This is a genomic window from Pseudomonas sp. CMR5c (assembly GCF_003850545.1).
Classification (GTDB): Bacteria; Pseudomonadota; Gammaproteobacteria; order Pseudomonadales; family Pseudomonadaceae; genus Aquipseudomonas; species Aquipseudomonas piscis.
Window position 1 is genome coordinate 1,451,059 of the sequence record NZ_CP027705.1, and the last position, 17,714, is coordinate 1,468,772.

General features: G+C 63.6%; 19 protein-coding genes. 5 read left to right on the forward strand and 14 right to left on the reverse strand.

What is annotated here, in order from left to right; genetic code table 11:
- Nucleotides 1-94 precede the first annotated feature (94 nt).
- Nucleotides 95-1,375 (forward strand): OmpA family protein, encoded by a 1,281-nt coding sequence (locus C4K40_RS06720; RefSeq protein ID WP_053135540.1) that lies wholly within the window; start codon nt 95-97, stop codon nt 1,373-1,375.
- A 25-nt stretch (nt 1,376-1,400) separates the two neighbouring features.
- Nucleotides 1,401-2,048: a pyridoxamine 5'-phosphate oxidase gene (gene pdxH / locus C4K40_RS06725; RefSeq protein WP_053135537.1), complete on the forward strand. Its 648-nt coding sequence runs from the start codon at nt 1,401-1,403 to the stop codon at nt 2,046-2,048.
- Nucleotides 2,049-2,058: 10 nt separating this feature from the next.
- Here the strand turns inward: pdxH and C4K40_RS06730 are convergent, their stop codons facing one another.
- Nucleotides 2,059-2,295 carry a hypothetical protein gene (locus tag C4K40_RS06730; protein ID WP_022642696.1) on the reverse strand — a complete coding sequence of 79 codons (237 nt, stop codon included), beginning with the start codon at nt 2,293-2,295 and terminating at the stop codon, nt 2,059-2,061.
- 174 nt (nt 2,296-2,469) lie between these two features.
- On the opposite strand from C4K40_RS06730, the gene C4K40_RS06735 reads away from it, so the two are divergent.
- Nucleotides 2,470-2,934, forward strand: a complete 465-nt coding sequence (locus C4K40_RS06735; RefSeq protein ID WP_031321034.1) for a glycine zipper 2TM domain-containing protein — start codon at nt 2,470-2,472, stop codon at nt 2,932-2,934.
- Between the two features lie 78 nt (nt 2,935-3,012).
- Here C4K40_RS06735 and nhaA read toward each other — a convergent pair whose 3' ends face one another.
- Entirely contained in the window at nt 3,013-4,200 is a 1,188-nt protein-coding gene (gene nhaA, locus C4K40_RS06740; RefSeq protein ID WP_053135534.1) for a Na+/H+ antiporter NhaA, read from the reverse strand.
- A 321-nt stretch (nt 4,201-4,521) separates the two neighbouring features.
- Between nhaA and C4K40_RS06745 the strand changes: the two genes are divergently transcribed.
- On the forward strand, nt 4,522-5,616 hold the full coding sequence (locus tag C4K40_RS06745; protein WP_022642699.1) for a PLP-dependent cysteine synthase family protein: 1,095 nt from the start codon (nt 4,522-4,524) through the stop codon (nt 5,614-5,616).
- 42 nt (nt 5,617-5,658) lie between these two features.
- Here C4K40_RS06745 and C4K40_RS06750 read toward each other — a convergent pair whose 3' ends face one another.
- The 3 genes from C4K40_RS06750 to C4K40_RS06760 all read right to left on the reverse strand — a co-directional run bounded on the left by C4K40_RS06750 (nt 5,659) and on the right by C4K40_RS06760 (nt 8,730).
- Complete coding sequence (locus C4K40_RS06750; RefSeq protein WP_053135530.1) at nt 5,659-7,272, reverse strand: NAD(P)/FAD-dependent oxidoreductase; 1,614 nt, start codon at nt 7,270-7,272, stop codon at nt 5,659-5,661.
- Nucleotides 7,273-7,384: 112 nt separating this feature from the next.
- Nucleotides 7,385-8,059: a COG3650 family protein gene (locus tag C4K40_RS06755; protein WP_022642701.1), complete on the reverse strand. Its 675-nt coding sequence runs from the start codon at nt 8,057-8,059 to the stop codon at nt 7,385-7,387.
- Nucleotides 8,060-8,130: 71 nt separating this feature from the next.
- On the reverse strand, nt 8,131-8,730 hold the full coding sequence (locus tag C4K40_RS06760; RefSeq protein ID WP_053135527.1) for a short chain dehydrogenase: 600 nt from the start codon (nt 8,728-8,730) through the stop codon (nt 8,131-8,133).
- Between the two features lie 105 nt (nt 8,731-8,835).
- Here C4K40_RS06760 and C4K40_RS06765 point away from each other — a divergent pair, with 105 nt between their 5' ends.
- Complete coding sequence (locus C4K40_RS06765; protein ID WP_022642703.1) at nt 8,836-9,744, forward strand: LysR family transcriptional regulator; 909 nt, start codon at nt 8,836-8,838, stop codon at nt 9,742-9,744.
- A 52-nt stretch (nt 9,745-9,796) separates the two neighbouring features.
- On the opposite strand, the gene C4K40_RS06770 is transcribed toward C4K40_RS06765, so the two are convergent.
- From C4K40_RS06770 to C4K40_RS06810, 9 genes are all read right to left on the reverse strand, one after another.
- Nucleotides 9,797-10,294 carry a DoxX family protein gene (locus C4K40_RS06770; protein ID WP_053135523.1) on the reverse strand — a complete coding sequence of 166 codons (498 nt, stop codon included), beginning with the start codon at nt 10,292-10,294 and terminating at the stop codon, nt 9,797-9,799.
- Between the two features lie 19 nt (nt 10,295-10,313).
- Nucleotides 10,314-11,066, reverse strand: a complete 753-nt coding sequence (locus C4K40_RS06775; protein ID WP_053135521.1) for a DNA-binding domain-containing protein — start codon at nt 11,064-11,066, stop codon at nt 10,314-10,316.
- Nucleotides 11,063-11,947, reverse strand: a complete 885-nt coding sequence (locus tag C4K40_RS06780) for a DUF692 domain-containing protein (protein ID WP_124421381.1) — start codon at nt 11,945-11,947, stop codon at nt 11,063-11,065. The genes C4K40_RS06775 and C4K40_RS06780 overlap by 4 nt, the downstream gene beginning before the upstream one ends.
- Before the next feature lie 28 nt (nt 11,948-11,975).
- Nucleotides 11,976-12,278, reverse strand: a complete 303-nt coding sequence (locus C4K40_RS06785; RefSeq protein ID WP_053135514.1) for a DUF2282 domain-containing protein — start codon at nt 12,276-12,278, stop codon at nt 11,976-11,978.
- A gap of 154 nt (nt 12,279-12,432) precedes the next feature.
- Nucleotides 12,433-13,134, reverse strand: coding sequence for an ABC transporter ATP-binding protein (locus tag C4K40_RS06790; protein ID WP_022642708.1), 702 nt, complete (start codon nt 13,132-13,134; stop codon nt 12,433-12,435).
- Nucleotides 13,135-13,902, reverse strand: coding sequence for a high-affinity branched-chain amino acid ABC transporter ATP-binding protein LivG (gene livG / locus C4K40_RS06795; RefSeq protein WP_053135511.1), 768 nt, complete (start codon nt 13,900-13,902; stop codon nt 13,135-13,137).
- Nucleotides 13,899-15,155 (reverse strand): high-affinity branched-chain amino acid ABC transporter permease LivM, encoded by a 1,257-nt coding sequence (locus tag C4K40_RS06800; protein ID WP_053135508.1) that lies wholly within the window; start codon nt 15,153-15,155, stop codon nt 13,899-13,901. The genes livG and C4K40_RS06800 overlap by 4 nt, the downstream gene beginning before the upstream one ends.
- On the reverse strand, nt 15,152-16,075 hold the full coding sequence (livH, locus tag C4K40_RS06805) for a high-affinity branched-chain amino acid ABC transporter permease LivH (protein WP_022642711.1): 924 nt from the start codon (nt 16,073-16,075) through the stop codon (nt 15,152-15,154). Before livH ends, C4K40_RS06800 begins: the two co-directional genes overlap by 4 nt.
- Before the next feature lie 231 nt (nt 16,076-16,306).
- On the reverse strand, nt 16,307-17,434 hold the full coding sequence (locus C4K40_RS06810; RefSeq protein ID WP_022642712.1) for a branched-chain amino acid ABC transporter substrate-binding protein: 1,128 nt from the start codon (nt 17,432-17,434) through the stop codon (nt 16,307-16,309).
- Nucleotides 17,435-17,714 lie beyond the last annotated feature (280 nt).

Genomic DNA, 17,714 nt, shown 5'->3' on the forward strand with positions numbered 1-17,714 from the left:
TGCAGGACGGAACCCTGTGGCTTTTATAATTTCCAAGCGTCTGTTTGTAGCGGTTATTTAGACCGAACTTTTTATCTCATTTTGTGGATATCCCATGTCGTCGAACAAGTCTCTAGCCTTGGCCATTTGCCTGACCGTTACCGGTTGCGCACAAACTCCACAAAATGAAGCGGACGGCAGCCATTGGTGGTCGTTCGGAGGCGACAAGGCCGCCAGCAAGGAAGCCGCTCCTGCTCCTGCCGCTGAACAACCAGCCACGGCCGAGGCTGCTCCGGCAGCCCCCGCGGGCAAGCCGGCTGTCGCGGCCAAGGGCGCTCCGGCTGCCGCTGGCAAGACCACGGCTTCCGCCAAGCAGGCAGCGCCAGCGGCCAAGGCAGCCGCGCCAGCCAAGACTCCTGCAGTCAAGCCGGCAGCTCCTGCCGCCGAGCCGGCTCCGGTAGCGGCAGCTCCGGCCCCGGCCCCAGAGGCTGAGAACGCTTCGGCCAAGGCTGAAGGTGGCAACTGGTGGTGGCCGTTTTCCTCTTCCAAGGATGCCGACAAGCCGGTAGCCGAGGCCAAGAAGGCCGAAGCGGCTCCAGCTCCTGTCGTGGCCAAGGCCGCTGATGCCGAGAACCCATGGTGGTGGCCTTTCGGCAAGAGCCAGCCCAAGCCCCTGAGCAAGGTCAACGTGGCGGACATCCCGATGCCCGACCCGAAAATTACCCAGGCCTGGCTCGACGACTATGAACCGCGCCTGCGTGAAGCCGTGAAGGACAGCAAGCTGCAGGTGGAGCGTCGTGAGAACGTGCTGGTAGTCACCGCATTGGTGGACGCTTCCTTCAACCCGGATCGCCCGGCGATGCTGCTGCCGGTGACCCTGGGCCCGTTCACCCGCGTGGCCAAGGCTGTGGAAGGCGATCCGAAGACCGCCGTGCTGATTCTCGGCCATGCCGATGCGACTGGTCCGACCCTGGCCAATCAGAAGCTGAGCCGTGACCGCGCCCAATCCGTGGCCGCGATCTTCAGCCTCAGCGGCCTGAAGCAGGACCGCCTGATGCTGCGTGGCATGGGCGCGGTGATGCCGCGTGCCGCCAACGACAGCCCGCAAGGCCGTTCGTTGAACCGTCGGGTGGAAATCATGCTGACCCAGCGCAGCACCCTGTTGGGCCTGCTGAGCAAGTACAACCAGCCGACCCCATCCGAAACCGAAATGGTCGCTATCCAGGACGCCAAGCCACCGGTCCCGGCTCCGGCCAGCAAGAAGGCGGCAGCCCCGGCGAAGAAATCCACCGCGGCCAAGAAACCCGCTGCCAAGCCTGCGGCCAAGAAGGCTCCGGCCAAGAAGACCGTGGCCGCGGCCAAGAACCCGACGGCTACCGCCCAGGCCAAGAACTGATCTTCCAGGATAAGGAACAGCAGGCATGACCCAGTCTCTGGCTGACATGCGTCGCGACTACGCTCGTGACGGCTTGTCCGAGGCCCAGGCTCCGGCCGAACCCTTCGTACTGTTTCATCAGTGGTTCGCCGAAGCGGTACAGACCGAGCAGCCACCGGTGGAAGCCAATGCCATGACCCTGGCGACCGTCGATGCCGACGGTCGTCCCCATTGCCGCATCCTGTTGCTCAAGGGACTGGATGAGCAGGGTTTCACCTTCTTCACCAACTATGAGAGCGCCAAGGGCCAGCAGCTGGCCGCGCGGCCTTTTGCCGCCATGACCTTCTTCTGGCCGACCCTGGAGCGCCAGGTGCGGATCGAGGGTCGGGTGGTCAAGGTCTCTGCCGAGGAATCCGATGCCTATTATCAGGTACGTCCCTTGGGCAGCCGCCTGGGCGCCTGGGCATCACCGCAGAGCCGGGTGATTGCCGATCGTGGCGAACTGCAAGAGCTGCTCAAGGCCACCGAGGCACGCTTCAGTGACAGCCAGCCCGACTGCCCCGAGCACTGGGGTGGTTACCGGTTGCTGCCGGAGCGTATCGAGTTCTGGCAGGGGCGCCCCAGCCGCCTGCATGATCGCTTGAACTATCGGCTGCAGGACCTGCAGTGGGTGCGTGAACGCCTGGCTCCCTGAAGCTTCTGGATCACTCGCCGGGATAACCTGCCGCAGCGGCTTCCAGCCATTGCGGCAGATCCCGGCGTTTTACTTTCTGGCGTTGGGCTTCGGCCAATTGTTGCAACATGTATTGCTTCTTCTGGGCGTCCGTCCCGGCCATCGATAACGCCAGGTCCCGGTCCGTCCAGCGCTTGATACGTACGTACAGCCACCAGTGGAAGTACAGGCCGGCGATCGTGACCACGAAGATGATGAAGTAATCCATGGAAAATCCTTTGTTCGATAGCGTTATGCTGGAGGCTGGGGCTACCGTAGCGAGAGTGTCCGGAGTTCACGCAGCCTGTACTTGGGCTGAATGAAAGCAATTTTATCCGGGCGGCGCCGTGACAGGTGTCAAGCTGCGGAGTCTAATGATTTATTGTCCCTTGGAGTTGATCCTATGCGTAAGTCTGTTTTGCTGGTTGCGTCCTTTACCACGATGGCCATGTTGCTCGGCGGTTGCGCCTCCAACCTGACCGGTGATTCCTATTCCCGTGATGAAGCGCGTCGTGTGCAAAACGTGCGTCTGGGCACCATCGAATCCCTGCGTCCAGTGAAGATCGAAGGCACCAAGACCCCAATCGGCGGCGCTGCTGGTGCAGTGATCGGCGGTGTGGGCGGCAGCGCCATCGGTGGTGGCCGTGGCAGTATCGTCACCGCAGTCATCGGTGCCGTGGCTGGCGGCCTGCTCGGCTCGGCTACCGAAGAAGGGCTGACCCGTACCCAGGGCGTGGAGATCACCGTGCGTGAAGACGACGGCAGCATGCGCGCCTATGTACAGCAAGTTCAGGAAAACGAAGTGTTCCGTGTTGGCGACCGCGTACGCATCATGACCGTCAACGGCACCAGCCGTGTAACTCGCTGATTATCCTTCAGCCAAACAAAACCCCGGCCAGGCAACTGACCGGGGTTTTGTGTTTTCAGGCGGGGAGAACTTCGCCGATCAGGACGCCAGGGAGGTGCTCTTGCGGCTGGCTGCGGCGGTGACGGCATAGCCGATCAGGGCGGCGAACAGCGAGCCGGTGAGGATGCCCATGCGATCCATGCCGGCATACTCGCTACTGCCCGGGACGAACGCCAGGGAGCCGACGAACAGGCTCATGGTGAAGCCGATCCCGCAGAGAATCGCCACGCCGAACACCTGGCCCCAGTTGGCCCCGGCCGGCAGGGCCGCAAGACCGGTCTTGACCGCCAGCCAGGTCAGGCCGAATACCCCGACCGTCTTGCCCAGCAGCAGGCCGACGGCGATGCCCATCGGCACGAAGTGGGTGAAGCTCTCGACGGTCACGCCGCTCAGCGACAAGCCGGCGTTGGCGAAGGCGAACAGTGGCAGGATGCCGAACGACACCCAGGGATGCAGTGCATGTTCCAGGGCCAGCAGCGGCGAAGGCTCGACATTGCGGGTGCGCAAGGGAATGCAGAAGGCCAGGGTCACGCCCGCCAGGGTCGCGTGGACGCCGCTCTTGAGTACGCAGACCCAGAGGATCAGGCCGATGATCATGTAGGGCCCGAGCTTGACCACGCCCAGGCGGTTCATCGCCACCAGCGCCGCGATGCAGGCCGCCGCCAGCATCAGCGACAAAGTCGACAGGGCACCGGAATAGAAGATCGCGATGATCACGATGGCGCCCAGGTCATCGATGATCGCCAGGGTCATCAGGAACAGCTTCAGCGAGGTCGGTACCCGCTTGCCCAGCAGCGCCAGGACCCCGAGGGCGAAGGCGATGTCGGTGGCGGTGGGGATCGCCCAGCCGTTGAGGGCCGGCGGGTTGTCGCGGTTGAGGAACCAGTAGATCAGCGCCGGTACCAGCATGCCGCCGATGGCCGCGGCCCCTGGCAGCACTACCTGCGAAGGCTTGGACAGCTGGCCGTCCAGGACTTCACGCTTGACCTCCAGGCCGATCAGCAGGAAGAACAGGGCCATCAGGCCGTCGTTGATCCACAGCAGCAGCGGCTTGGCGATCTTCAAGGCGCCGACCTGGGCCACCACCGGGGTTTCCAGCAGGCCGTTGTACAACCAGGACAGGGGCGAGTTGTTGATGATCAGCGCAAGGATGGCCGCAGCGATCAGCAACAGGCCGCTGGCTGCCTCCATGGCAAAGAAACGAGTGAAAGTACTACGCAGAGGCAAGGGGCGCTCTCCATCTAAAAGCAAACAAGGTGGCACACCCTAACCCGTACAGTTGGTTGTTAAAACAAAAGTTATATTCTTTTTTGTTATATATAGAGGGCAAGCGGCCTGCTGAAAAACGCTCTTGGAAGTTGTGTTTCCAATTGCTTCACAGCTGTACCTGTCAGGGCTGCGAGTTATTTCCTAACATGTCCGGCGGCAGTGGGCCGCAGGGCTTTTCCATCCACGAAAAAATGCCAGCGGTCCCGACCTGGATCTCCTGCGCCGGGTGCATTTCATCTTCTTGCGCCGGTATGGCGTTCGATCCGACGAGAATAGAACATGAGCGACAATCGCCAGTGGGCCCGCGAGGCCATCCGCATCATCGAAGCCGACTTCCAGCGCAGTGCCGACACCCATCTGATCCCCTTGCCCCTGGCCGGTCATCCGGGCATCGAACTGTATTTCAAGGACGAATCGAGCCATCCCACCGGCAGCCTCAAGCATCGCCTGGCTCGTTCGTTGTTCCTCTATGCCTTGTGCAATGGCTGGCTCAAGCCCGGGGCGCCGGTGATCGAAGCCTCCAGCGGCTCCACGGCGATCTCCGAAGCCTACTTCGCGCGACTGCTGGGCTTGCCCTTCATTGCGGTGATGCCGGCCACCACCTCCCAGGAGAAGATCGCCCAGATCGCCTTCTATGGCGGCAAGAGCCACCTGGTGCAGGACCCGACGCAGATCTATGCCGAGTCCGAGCGCCTGGCCCGCGAGAGTGGCGGACACTTCATGGACCAGTTCACCTATGCCGAGCGCGCCACCGACTGGCGGGCCAACAACAACATCGCTGAATCGATCTTCCAGCAACTGCGCTTCGAGCGTTACCCGGAGCCGGCCTGGCTGATCTCCAGTCCCGGCACTGGCGGTACCACCGCGACCCTGGGGCGCTACGTGCGCTATCGCCAGCACCAGACCCGGGTGCTGTGCGCCGATGCCGAACGCTCGGTGTTCTTCGACTACTACAACAGCGGCGATGCCAGCTTGCGCCTGGACTGCGGCTCACGGATCGAAGGCATCGGCCGGCCACGGGTCGAGGCTTCGTTCCTGCCCCAGGTGATCGACGCCATGGTCAAGGTCCCGGACGCCCTGTCCCTGGCCGCCATGCATTACCTGGCTCGGCGCCTGGGACGGCGGGTCGGTGGCTCCAGCGGGACCAACCTGGTGGGGGCGCTGATGGCCGCCCAGCAGATGGCCGCCGCTGGCGAGGCGGGATCGATCGTGGCGATTCTCTGTGACGGCGGCGAGCGTTATGCGACCACCTACTACGATGAGCGCTGGCTGGCGGAGCAGGGCTACGAGTTGGCGGAGTTGATCGAAGCGGTAGCGGCCAGTGTCGAGCAGGGAGCCGCCTTGCCTGCCAGCGTGTTGCGCGCCGGCATCTGAAGCCAGGGGGAAGCCGTTGCGGCGGCTCCCCCCATCCTTGCTTCAGGCCTGGATGCCGAGGATATCGCGGGCCACGGCTTCGGCGATGCGAATGCCGTCGACGCCGGCGGACAGGATGCCCCCGGCATAACCGGCGCCTTCGCCGGCCGGGAACAGGCCCTTGAGGTTCAGGCTCTGCATCGAGGCGTCACGGGTGATGCGCAGTGGCGACGAGGTGCGGGTCTCGATCCCGGTCAGCACCGCGTCATGCAGGGAATAACCCTTGATCTGCCGTTCGAAGGCCGGCAGGGCCTCGCGGATGGCCTCGATGGCGAAGTCCGGCAGCGCCAGCGCCAGGTCGCCCAGGCTCACTCCGGGTTTGTAGGACGGCTCGACGCTGCCGACGGCGGTGCTGGGCTTGCCGGCGATGAAGTCGCCCACCAGCTGCGCCGGGGCCTGGTAATTGCTGCCGCCGAGGACGAAGGCGAGGGACTCCAGGCGCTCCTGGAACTCGATGCCCGCCAGCGGGCCGCCCGGGTAATCCACTTCCGGGGTGATGCCCACGACGATGCCGGAGTTGGCGTTGCGCTCGTTACGCGAGTACTGGCTCATGCCATTGGTGACGACCCGGTTCGGCTCGCTGGTGGCCGCTACCACGGTGCCGCCCGGGCACATGCAGAAGCTGTATACCGAGCGGCCGTTCTTGGCGTGGTGCACCAGCTTGTAGTCGGCGGCGCCGAGCTTCGGGTGGCCGGCGTACTTGCCCAGGCGCGCCTTGTCGATCAGCGATTGCGGGTGTTCGATGCGGAACCCTACCGAGAAGGGCTTGGCCTCCATGAACACGCCCTTGGCGTGGAGCATGCGGAAAGTGTCGCGGGCGCTGTGGCCCAGGGCCAGGACCACATGGCGCGATTCCAGTTGCTCGCCGCTTTCCAGGACTACGCCGGTCAGTTGCTCGCCCTCGGTGAGCAGGTCGGTGACCTTCTGCTCGAAGCGCACCTCGCCGCCCAGGTTGATGATCTCCTCGCGCATCTTCTCGACCATGCTGGTCAGGCGGAAGGTGCCGATGTGCGGCTTGTTGATGTAGAGGATTTCTTCCGGTGCACCGGCCTTGACGAACTCTTCCAGGACCTTGCGGCCATGGTGCTGCGGGTCCTTGATCTGGCTGTACAGCTTGCCGTCGGAGAAGGTCCCGGCGCCGCCTTCGCCGAACTGCACGTTGGATTCGGGGTTGAGCACGCTCTTGCGCCACAAGCCCCAGGTGTCCTTGGTGCGCTGGCGCACTTCCTTGCCGCGTTCGAGCACGATCGGCTTGAAGCCCATCTGCGCCAGCAGCAGGCCGGCGAAGATACCGCACGGGCCGAAGCCCACCACGATCGGTCGCTGTTGCTGCCCGGCGGGGGCCTGGCCGACGAACTTGTAGCTGACGTCCGGCGCCGGGTTGACGTTGCGGTCGTCGGCGAACTTTTGCAGCAGGGCCGCCTCGTCGCGCACGTTGAGATCGATGGTGTAGATGAACAACAGTTCCGAGGACTTCTTGCGCGCGTCGTAGCTGCGCTTGAACAGGGTGAAGTCCAGCAGGTCGTCGCTGGCGATCCCCAGGCGCTGCACGATGGCGGTGCGCAGGTCTTCATCGGGATGGTCGAGCGGCAACTTGAGTTCGGTGATTCGTAACATGACGGGGTCCGGATAGGCGGTGCGCGACAGTGCGCCGGCTTGCTTTGCACAAACCGGCGATTATAAGCCGCAATCCGCCCTGGCCGTGAGGTTAAAACGGCTGCTCGTCGAATCAGTCGTTGCGCGAGCCGCCGAAGTAACCGCAGCCGCGCTGGACCTGGCCGTCCACTCGCAGCTCGGCGCTCAGGTGCTGGACGCTGCCGGTCTGGCTGTCGACGCAACGTTGCGGGGCGACCCAGAGTTCGACGCGCTGGTTGTTGGCTTCGCTGGTGAGGTTGAAGCGGCCATCGCCCAGTTGTTCCTCCAGGTAGGGCAGGGCCAGGGGCGGCTGGCCGTCACGCTCGATGCGCATGCCACGGGCGTTGACGTCGACCTTCCAGTTCGGGTTCTTGCCGCTGGCACGCAGGATCAGGCGCTGGAAGTTGGGATCGCCACAGGCGTTGGAGCGCTCCACCCGATACAGCTGGCGCAGGTCCAGCTGGCCATCGCCGCTGCCGCTGGCGGAGAGTTTGCCCCGCAGGTCGGCGAACAGCTTGCCCTGTTTTTCCGCCAGGGTGGCGGCCTCCTGCAGCACGCTGGTGCCGCCACCATCGCTGACCACGTAGCGCCGGTCTTCGCTGCAAGGCTTGAACAGCAGCTTGCCGTCCGCCGCGCTCAGCTCGCCCTGGACCCGGGTCAACCCGGCCATGGACGGAGCCTGGGGCTGGTCATCGAACAGGGGCAGCATCTGGCAACCGGCGAACAGCGGCAGCAGGGCGAAACAGAGCAGGGAACGGGCGGTGCGCATCAATCGGGCCTCCAGGCGGAAGCCGACACGTTACGCAGCCCGACCGTTCATCACAACCCCGGATTTTTTCGTCAGCCGACGTGGTAGGTCTGGCCGGTCTGCAAGCCTTCCACGCTCTTGGCGTAGGCCAGCGCCACGTCCGCTGCCGGCACCGGCTTGAAGCCGCGGAAGTACGGGGCGTAGCTGCCCATGGCTTCCACCAGCACGTTGGGGCTCACCGAGTTGACCCGCAGGCCTCGTGGCAGCTCGATGGCCGCGGCCCGGACGAAGCTGTCCACGGCGCCGTTGACCAGGGCCGCCGAGGCACCGCTGCGAATCGGGTCATGGCCCAGGATTCCGCTGGTGAAGGTGAAGGAGCCCCCGTCGTTGGCGTACTCACGGCCGATCAGCAGCAGGTTGACCTGGCCCATCAGCTTGTCTTGCAGGCCCAGCTGGAAGTGTTCGGCGGTCATCTCCCCCAGGGGCGCGAAGGTGACGTTGCCGGCGGCGCAGACCAGGGCATCGAAGCGGCCGGTCTTCTCGAACAGGGCGCGGATCGACTGGCTGTCGCTGATATCCACCTGGAAGTCGCCGCTGTTGCGGCCGATACGGACGATGTCATGGCGTTGCGCCAGTTCCCGGTCCACCGCCGAGCCAACAGTGCCGCTGGCACCGATCAGGAGAATCTTCATGGGCTGTTCCTCGTGAGAAGGGAGATGAGGTTGCAGTCTAGAGTGGTTTTTTCCATGGATTAACGCGCTAATAGGCAACCTTTGGTTTTCTGGTGGAAACAATCCATGAGCGAGATGGATGACCTCGCGGCTTTTGCCGTATTGGTGGAGGCCGGCAGTTTCACCCTGGCGGCCCAACGCCTGGGATGCAGCAAGGGCCAGCTGTCCAAGCGCATCAGCGCCCTGGAGGCGCGGTTCGCGGTGGTGCTGCTGCAACGCACCACCCGCCGCCTGGACCTGACCGCCGCCGGTGCCGCGCTGCTGCCCCAGGCCCAGGCGCTGGTGGCCCAGGTGGATCGCGCCCACCAGGCCCTGGCCCGGCTCAAGGACGATGTCGCCGGCCCGGTGCGCCTGACGGTGCCGGTGTCCCTGGGGGAAACCTTTTTCGACGGCCTGTTGCTGGAGTTCTCCCGGCAGTATCCCCAGGTGCAGATCGAACTGGACCTGAGCAATGCCTACCGCGACCTGGCCCGTGAGGGCTTCGACCTGGCGGTGCGCTCCGCGGTGGACAACGACCAGCGCCTGGTGGCCCGGCCACTGCTGGCCTGGCATGAAATGACCTGCGCCAGCCCGGCATACCTGGAGCAATACGGCGAGCCCCGCACGCCCATGGAACTGGCCAACCATCGCTGCTTGCTCAACAGCCACTACAGCGGGCGTGAAGAATGGCTCTACCACCAGCGTCACGAGCTGTTGCGGGTGCGGGTCAACGGGCCGTTCGCCAGCAATCACTACAACCTGCTGAAAAAGGCCGCCCTGGTGGGGGCCGGTATCGCCCGGCTGCCATCCTATGTGCTGCATGGCGAGCTGGCCGATGGTCGCCTGCGCTGGCTGCTGCGGGACTACCAGACCCGCAGCATGCCCATGTACCTGGTGCATCCCTACCAGGGTGGATTACCCAGGCGCACCCAGGTCCTGGCCGATTACCTGATGGATTGGTTCCGCCGCAGTGGCGAAGCCCTGGACCGCTTGTAACGGCGGCCACGGCCAGACGAAACGAGCTGGGTCCGCAGGACCTTCCAGGGCTTCAGCGCAGCCTGCGGCAAAGCAGGTGGTCGATGGAGAATGTGCCCGGCCCACGGGCCAGCAACAGCAAGAAGATGGCGATCCAGGTGCCGTGGGTGGGGTAGGCGTCCGGGTAGACGAACAACTGGATCACCAGGGTCATGCCCAGCAGCGCCAGGGCAGAAAAGCGCGTGGCCAGGCCGAACAGAATCAACACCGGGAAAAAATGCTCGGCGAAGGCCGCCAGGTGCGCCGCCAGTTCCGGAGCCAGTATCGGCAAGTGGTACTCGCTCTGGAACAAGGGAATGGTCGAGTCCGCCAGGTGCGGCCAACCGAACTCGAACGTCCCGGAAACCAGGTCGATGGCCAGTCCTTCGACCTTGGTCTGCCCGGATTTCCAGAACACCGCGGCAATACTGAAGCGCGCGATGAAGGCCACCAGGCTGTAGGGGATGAGTTCCAGTTTCTGGCAGGCCCGCATCAGCAGGTTGGCGATAGGGGAGTGGGTCCGGGTATTCATGATCGGTCTTCTTCTGCGGTTACAAGTCAATGAGTGCGCCGTGGCCAAGCAGCAGGCCCAGGCAGCGGCCCAGGTCGAAGTCGGCTTGGGCGTCCAGGGCCTGGGCGGCGGCGACCGCCAGCGGTTGCCGGGCGCGCAGGCTGTCGGTGAAGGCCAGGCAGCCGGCATCCACCACCAGTACCTCGACCTCCAGGGCGTTGCGTAGCACCAGGATGTGTTGTTCCCGATGCAGATAGAACGATGGCCATTGCCGGCCATCCTGGTGCGCGGCCCACAGGCTGGCCACGGCGTAGCTCGATTGCAGGCTGCGCAGCGATGGATGCGGGTGCAGGTGCAACCGGCCAAGCTGCTCTGGTCGGCTCATGGCTTCTTGCAGTTGCGCCGCTGCCAATGGCCGGGCATCGGCGGCGTGATAACTCTCGACCCGCAAGCGTTCCAGGCGGGCGATATCGCCCAGGTAGGGCAAGGAGGCGGCCGGAGCGAAGTCATCGATGAATTCGGCAAACCCCTCGCCGTAATCGTTGAGCCGTGGGGTGCTGGGAGGCTGGCGCTCGATATAGGTTCGGGCCATGGCCTTGAAAAACGCTTGGCCCACCAGTTGCTCCACCACCGGGTAGCTGTCTGCCAGGGCGTTGATCAGCGAGCCCTGCACATTGTTGCGATAGACCGCGAAGCGGCTGGCCGGATCGGCGCCGTTGCTGCTGCACAGGCCCGGCGGGCAGGCCCGCCCGGTGTCCAGCAGGGCCCTGGTGAACTCAGCCTGGCTGCTCATGTGCGCTCCTTGATCTGGCGCAGCAACGCCTCGGCCTTGCCGGCTTCGGCCTGCAGGGTGGCGAAGGGCGGAATGCGATTGTCTCTTTCGATCAGCGTGGCCATGGGGCCGATACGTTCCAGGACTTGCTGGTACAGGGCCCAGACGGCATCGTCCACCGGGGCGCCGTGGTCGTCGATCAACAGGCGATCTCCCAGCCCATCGCGGTCCTCGGCAAAGCCTGCCAGGTGGATTTCCCCTACGGCATGCAATGGCAGCGCCTGCAGGTAGGCCAGGGGCTCACGCTGGTGATTGACGCAGCAGACATGCAGGTTGTTGATGTCCAGCAAGAGGCCGCAACCGCTGCGGCGGACCACCTCGCTGATGAAGTCCGGCTCATCCAGGGTCGAGCGCTGGAACTGCAGGTAGGTGGCCGGGTTCTCCAGCAACAGCTGGCGACCCAGGCGTTGCTGTACCTGGTCGACGTGTTCGCAGACCCGTTGCAGGGTCGGTTGGTCATAGGCCAGGGGCAACAAGTCGTTGAGAAACACCGGGCCATGGCTGGACCAGGCCAGGTGCTCCGAAAAGGACTGGGGCTGGTAGCGCTCGATCAAGGCCGCCAGGCGCGCCAGGTGCTGGCTGTCCAGTGGGCCTTCGCCACCGATGGACAGGCCGACACCATGCAGCGACAGCGGGTAGTGCTCGCGAATCAGGCCCAGGTAGTGATGGAAGGGGCCGCCGTCCACCATGTAGTTCTCGGCATGGACCTCGAAGAAACCGATGTCGGGCCGTTGGCCGAGCACTTGCTTGAAGTGCTCGGTCTTGAGCCCCAGGCCAGCGCGAGGCGGCAGGCTTGGCGCCAAGGCCCGAGTGTCGTCGTGGCGGTGCGGGTTCAGGGGCATGTTCATGATCGACACTCAGGCCGCGGCATCAGGACTTGGCCTTGAAGGCCGCGAGTTGGCCGAAGCCGGTGGGCGAGGTGTTGCTGGCGGTTTTCTCGCAGGTGCCCTTGGGCACCAGTTTCCAGGCGTTGGCCTGATGGTCGGTCTTCGAGGTGCCCGCGCAGGTGGTTCCAGCACCTGCCGCGCAATCGTTCTTGCCCTTCATGGCGACGCCGAAGCACTTCTCCATGTCGCCCTCGGCATGGGCCGTGACCGGCAGGGCGGCGATGCTCAGGGCAGAGCCCAGCGCCAGGACCAGGGCAGTGGCGGACAGGGTACGAGGATGGCTCATGTTGTTTCTCCAGGGTTGGGTTTGGACAAGGAAGCATTTGTGCTCGCTTGTCCTACTAGAGACGGCACCTGGCGATTCGTTACAGCCCCTGGCGATTTTTTATTGGCCCCGAAAAAAAACGGCCCCGAAGGGCCGTTTCTGGTTCCGCTGGCGCTTAGCCGCCGAGATAGGCGTCACGGACCTTGGGATCGGTCAGCAGCGCTTCGCCGGTGCCTTGCATCACCACCCGGCCGTTCTCCAGCACATAGGCGCGGTCGGCGATCTTCAACGCCTGGTTGGCGTTCTGCTCCACCAGGAACACCGTCACGCCGTCGCGGCGCAGCTGTTCGATGATGTCGAAGATCTGCTGGATGATGATCGGCGCCAGGCCCAGGGACGGTTCGTCCAGGAGCAACAGCTTGGGCTTGCTCATCAGCGCCCGGCCGATGGCGAGCATTTGCTGTTCGCCGCCGGACATGGTGCCGCCACGCTGGGTGAAGCGTTCCTTGAGCCGTGGGAACAGGTGCAGGACCTTGTCCATCTGTTCCTGGTAGTCACCCTTGTCGGTGAAGAAGCCGCCCATGGCCAGGTTCTCCTCCACCGTCAGGCGGGCGAAGACCCGGCGTCCTTCGGGCACCACGGCGATGCTCTTGCGCATGATCTGCGCCGAGCTTTGTCCCACCAGCTCCTCGCCCAGGTAGCGAATGCTGCCGCTGTGGGCCTGTGGCGAACCGCAGAGGGTCATCAGCAGGGTGGACTTGCCGGCGCCGTTGGCGCCGATCAGGGTGACGATTTCGCCTTGGCGGATCTCGACGTTGACGCTGTGCAGGGCCTGGATCTTGCCGTAGTAGGTGGAAACGTTCTCGAACTGCAGCATTTACGCTTCCCCCAGGTAGGCTTTGATCACTTCGGGATTGTCGCGGATCTGTTCCGGCGTACCGTCGGCCAGCGGCGTGCCCTGGTTGATCACGACGATGTGGTCGGAAATGCTCATGACCAGCTTCATGTCGTGCTCGATCAGCAGCACGGTGACGTTGTGCTCTTCACGCAGCACGCCGATCAGGGCCTTGAGATCCTCGGTTTCCCTGGGGTTGAGGCCGGCGGCCGGCTCGTCGAGCATGAGGATCCGTGGCCGGGTCATCATGCAGCGGGCGATTTCCAGGCGTCGCTGCTGACCGTAGGCCAGGGTCCCGGCGGGACGGTTGGCGAACTCGCGCAGGTTGACCTTGTCCAGCCAGTAGCCGGCGTACTCCATGGCCTCGCGCTCGCTCTTGCGGAACGCCGGGGTCTTGAACAGGCCGGCCAGGAAGTTGGTGTTCAAGTGGCGATGCTGGGCGATCAAGAGGTTCTCGACCGCGGTCATGTCCTTGAACAACCGCACGTTCTGGAAGGTCCGCACCACGCCCTTGCGGGCGATCTTGTGGCCGGTCAGGCCCTGGATCGGCTCGCCATCGAGCAGGATGGTGCCGGAGCTGGGCTGGTAGAAGCCGGTGAGGCAGTTGAACACCGTGGTCTTGCCGGCGCCGTTCGGGCCGATCAGCGCCACCACCTGTTTTTCCTTGACGGTCAGGCCCACGCCGTTGACCGCCAGCAGGCCGCCGAAGCGCATGGACAGCCCGGTAACTTTCAGGATCTCGCGGCTCATTTGCGCAGCTCCATGTGAGGACGTTGCATGGGCAGCAGACCTTGAGGACGCCAGATCATCATCAGCACCATCATGGCGCCGAACATCAACATCCGGTATTCGCTGAATTCACGCATCATTTCAGGCAACAGGATCATCACGATCGCCGCGAGGATCACCCCCAGTTGCGAGCCCATGCCACCGAGCACCACGATGGCGAGGATGATCGCCGACTCGATGAAGGTGAAGGACTCCGGGGTCACCAGGCCTTGGCGGGCGGCGAAGAAGCTGCCGGCGAAACCGGCGAAGCAGGCGCCCAGGGTGAAGGCCGAGAGCTTGATCACGGTGGGGTTCAGGCCCAGGGCGCGGCAGGCGATCTCGTCTTCGCGCAGGGCTTCCCAGGCGCGGCCGATCGGCATGCGCAGCAGGCGGTTGATCACGAACAGCGCGAACAAGGCCAGCAGCAGCGCCACCAGGTAGAGGAAGATCACCTTGTTGATCGAGTTGTATTGCAGGCCGAAGAACTCGTGGAAGGTCTGCATGCCTTCCGCTGCCTTGCGCTCGAAGCTCAGGCCGAAGAAGGTCGGTTTCTCGATGTTGCTGATGCCGTTGGGGCCGCCGGTCAGGTCGGTCATGTTGCGCAGCAGCAGGCGGATGATCTCACCGAAGCCCAGGGTCACGATCGCCAGGTAGTCACCGCGCAGGCGCAGTACCGGGAAGCCCAGCAGGAAGCCGAAGGTGGCCGCCATCAGGCCGGCGATGGGCAGGCAGATCCAGAAGCTCAGGCCGAAGTAGTGCGACAGCAGCGCGTAGCTGTAGGCGCCGACGGCGTAGAACCCCACGTAGCCCAGGTCCAGCAGGCCGGCCAGACCGACCACGATGTTCAGGCCCAGGCCGAGCATCACGTAGATCAGGATCAGCGTGGCGATGTCCACCGCGCCGCGGGAGCCGAAGAACGGCCAGACCAGGGCGCCGACGATCAGGGCCAGGATCAGCCAGCGCTGGGTGCTGGGCAGGGTCAGGAAGTTGCTGGCCTTGGCCGGGATCAGCGGCATTTTCGGCGAGGACTTCCACATGGCGCTGACCTGGCTATGGAACAGCACCCGCAGGAACATCAGGACCGAGCACACCGCGATGGTGGCGAGGATGGTCGGGCTGGTGTTGTGCACTTCCAGGTTGATGCCGACGATACTCAGTTTCAGGCCCAGTACCGGATACGCTACTGCCCAGACCAACAGGGCGCTGAACAGCGCCGATTTAAGATTCCTAGTCATACTTTCTCAACCTCCGGACGGCCCAGGATGCCGGTCGGCCGGAACAACAGCACCAGAACCAACAGGCCGAACGCCACCACATCCTTGTACTGGTCGCCGAACACGTCGGCACCAAAGGCTTCGGCCACCCCCAGCACCAGCCCGCCGAGCATCGCGCCCGGGATACTGCCGATGCCGCCCAGGACCGCCGCAGTGAAGGCCTTCAGGCCCACCAGGAAGCCGGCGTTGGGGTTGATCACCCCGTATTGCATGCTCAGCAGCACGGCGGCGATGGCCGCCAGCGCAGCGCCGATCACGAAGGTCAGGGCGATGATGTTGTTGGTGTTGATACCCAGCAGGTTGGCCATCCGGATGTCCTCGGCGCAGGCACGGCAAGCGCGACCCAGGCGAGAGCGGGAGATGAACAGGGTCAGGCCGAGCATGGCGATGAGGGTCACCACGAACACCACGATCTGCATGTAGGAGACCAGCACTTCCTGTGCGCCACCTGGGCCGATGGAGAAGCTGCCCGGGATCAGGTTGGGAATGGACTTGTCCTTGGAGTCCTGCGCCAGCAGAACGGTGTTCTGCAGGAAGATCGACATGCCGATGGCGGAGATCAGCGGGATCAGGCGGTTACTGCCACGCAAGGGGCGGTAGGCGATCCGTTCGATGCTGTAGCCGTAGGCGCTGGTGACGACGATGCTCGCGATGAAGGCCGCGGTCATCAGGAGTGGGACGCTGTCGAGTCCCATCATGGCCAGTCCGGCGATGGCGATGAACGCCACGTAGGAACCGATCATGTAGACCTCGCCGTGGGCGAAGTTGATCATTCCAATGATGCCGTAGACCATCGTATAGCCGATGGCGATCAAGGCATACGTGCTGCCAACGGTGAGACCGTTAACCAGCTGTTGGAAGAAGTGATAGATGTCAGGCATTACAACGCTCCTAAAAACCTGATACGCATTTCACTGGTGGAGTCATTTTCCCGTCCAGGCCCCGTAGGTCTGCACCCACTTCGGGCTGGACTTTGCCAGCGAACCGCTGATGACGGTTTTGAGATTTTCAGGTGGGCAGGCTCCCGGATCACGGGAGCGCGGCCCATACATTCGTAAAACAAAGCCCACGGCAAAGCCGTGGGCTTTATCGGCAGTCAGCCAGGGCCAGCCTTACTGAGGCGAGACTTCGGTCTTGGGCTTGCCGAAGTGCCACTCGTAGACCACGAACTTGAAGTCCTTCAGGTCGCCCTTGGCGTCGAAGCTCAGGTCGCCGGTCGGGGTCTTGAAGGTGCCTGCGTGGATGGCTTCGGCGACTTTGGCCGCGTCTTCGCTCTTGGCGTTGGCAATGGCTCCGGCGATCACTTCAACCGCGGAGTAGGAAGGGAATACGAAAGGACCGCTCGGGTCTTCTTTCTTGGCCTTGAACGCATCGGCCAGGGCGACGTTGGCCGGGTCCTGGTCGAAGGACTTGGGCAGGGTCACCAGCAGGCCTTCGGAAGCGTCCTTGGCGATCTGCGAGATGGAGTCGTTGCCGACACCTTCCGGACCCATGAACTTGGCCTTCAGGCCTTTTTCCTGGGCTTGGCGCAGGATCAGGCCCAGTTCCGGGTGGTAGCCGCCGTAGTAGACGAAGTCGACGTTGGCTTGCTTGAGCTTGGCCACCAGGGAGGAGAAGTCCTTGTCGCCGGCGTTGATGCCTTCGAACACGGCGACCTTGGTGCCTTTCTTCTCCAGGGTCTGCTTCACGGCGGTGGCGATGCCTTCACCGTATTGCTGCTTGTCGTGGAGCACCGCGACGATCTTGGGTTTCACGTGGTCGGCGATGTAGTTGCCGGCGGCCGGGCCCTGGGCGCTGTCCAGGCCGATGGTGCGGAACACCATCTTGTAGCCACGGGCGGTGATGTCAGGGCTGGTGGCGGCGGGGGTGATCATCACCACGCCTTCATCTTCATAGATATCGGAGGCGGGTTGAGTGGAGCTGGAGCAGAGGTGGCCGACGACATACTTGACGCCATCGTTGACCACTTTGTTGGCGACGGCCACGGCCTGCTTGGGATCGCAGGCATCGTCGTATTCGACGGCTTCGAGTTTCTTGCCGTTCACGCCGCCCTTGGCGTTGATCTGTTCAATGGCCATCTTGGCGCCACTGAACTGCATGTCTCCGTACTGTGCTACAGGGCCTGTCTTGGGCCCGGCGATACCGATCTTGATGGTGTCAGCTGCGAACGAATGGCCGGCAACACCTGCCAGGACCATAGCGGCAAACAGTTTGGAAATCTGCTTAGTAGCCTTATTCATAGTGCTCCACTCTTACTGTTGTAATTTTTATAGTTCCGGCGGCCTTGAGTCGCAGAACCGAACCAGATATCGCGAATATCCGTCGGAAATGCCCCTGGCAACTGTACCGGTACAGTGTAGTGCGCCGGTCGTTCGCTTGAAAAGCTGGCTGCTGGGGGCAAAAACGCGGAGTGTCGCTTGATTGAAAGAAAAAGACAGATTTGCGGCGTGGCATTTCGCACGTTTCGGCGTCTATCCCTGGCGCTTCTGAGCTTCTCGATCGATGACGCTTTTGCTACCG

Bases quoted from the DNA above. Each gene is read 5' to 3' on its own strand.
- C4K40_RS06780 (WP_124421381.1), bottom strand. From the start codon at position 11,947: ATGCCCCTGAACCCGCACCGCCACGACGACACTCGGGCCTTGGCGCCA.
- C4K40_RS06775 (WP_053135521.1), bottom strand. From the start codon at position 11,066: ATGAGCAGCCAGGCTGAGTTCACCAGGGCCCTGCTGGACACCGGGCGG.
- C4K40_RS06790 (WP_022642708.1), bottom strand. From the start codon at position 13,134: ATGCTGCAGTTCGAGAACGTTTCCACCTACTACGGCAAGATCCAGGCC.
- C4K40_RS06735 (WP_031321034.1), top strand. From the start codon at position 2,470: ATGCGTAAGTCTGTTTTGCTGGTTGCGTCCTTTACCACGATGGCCATG.
- C4K40_RS06750 (WP_053135530.1), bottom strand. From the start codon at position 7,272: ATGTTACGAATCACCGAACTCAAGTTGCCGCTCGACCATCCCGATGAA.
- C4K40_RS06745 (WP_022642699.1), top strand. From the start codon at position 4,522: ATGAGCGACAATCGCCAGTGGGCCCGCGAGGCCATCCGCATCATCGAA.
- pdxH (WP_053135537.1), top strand. From the start codon at position 1,401: ATGACCCAGTCTCTGGCTGACATGCGTCGCGACTACGCTCGTGACGGC.
- C4K40_RS06730 (WP_022642696.1), bottom strand. From the start codon at position 2,295: ATGGATTACTTCATCATCTTCGTGGTCACGATCGCCGGCCTGTACTTC.
- livG (WP_053135511.1), bottom strand. From the start codon at position 13,902: ATGAGCCGCGAGATCCTGAAAGTTACCGGGCTGTCCATGCGCTTCGGC.
- C4K40_RS06765 (WP_022642703.1), top strand. From the start codon at position 8,836: ATGAGCGAGATGGATGACCTCGCGGCTTTTGCCGTATTGGTGGAGGCC.
- C4K40_RS06785 (WP_053135514.1), bottom strand. From the start codon at position 12,278: ATGAGCCATCCTCGTACCCTGTCCGCCACTGCCCTGGTCCTGGCGCTG.
- C4K40_RS06720 (WP_053135540.1), top strand. From the start codon at position 95: ATGTCGTCGAACAAGTCTCTAGCCTTGGCCATTTGCCTGACCGTTACC.
- livH (WP_022642711.1), bottom strand. From the start codon at position 16,075: ATGCCTGACATCTATCACTTCTTCCAACAGCTGGTTAACGGTCTCACC.
- C4K40_RS06800 (WP_053135508.1), bottom strand. From the start codon at position 15,155: ATGACTAGGAATCTTAAATCGGCGCTGTTCAGCGCCCTGTTGGTCTGG.
- C4K40_RS06810 (WP_022642712.1), bottom strand. From the start codon at position 17,434: ATGAATAAGGCTACTAAGCAGATTTCCAAACTGTTTGCCGCTATGGTC.
- C4K40_RS06770 (WP_053135523.1), bottom strand. From the start codon at position 10,294: ATGAATACCCGGACCCACTCCCCTATCGCCAACCTGCTGATGCGGGCC.
- C4K40_RS06760 (WP_053135527.1), bottom strand. From the start codon at position 8,730: ATGAAGATTCTCCTGATCGGTGCCAGCGGCACTGTTGGCTCGGCGGTG.
- C4K40_RS06755 (WP_022642701.1), bottom strand. From the start codon at position 8,059: ATGCGCACCGCCCGTTCCCTGCTCTGTTTCGCCCTGCTGCCGCTGTTC.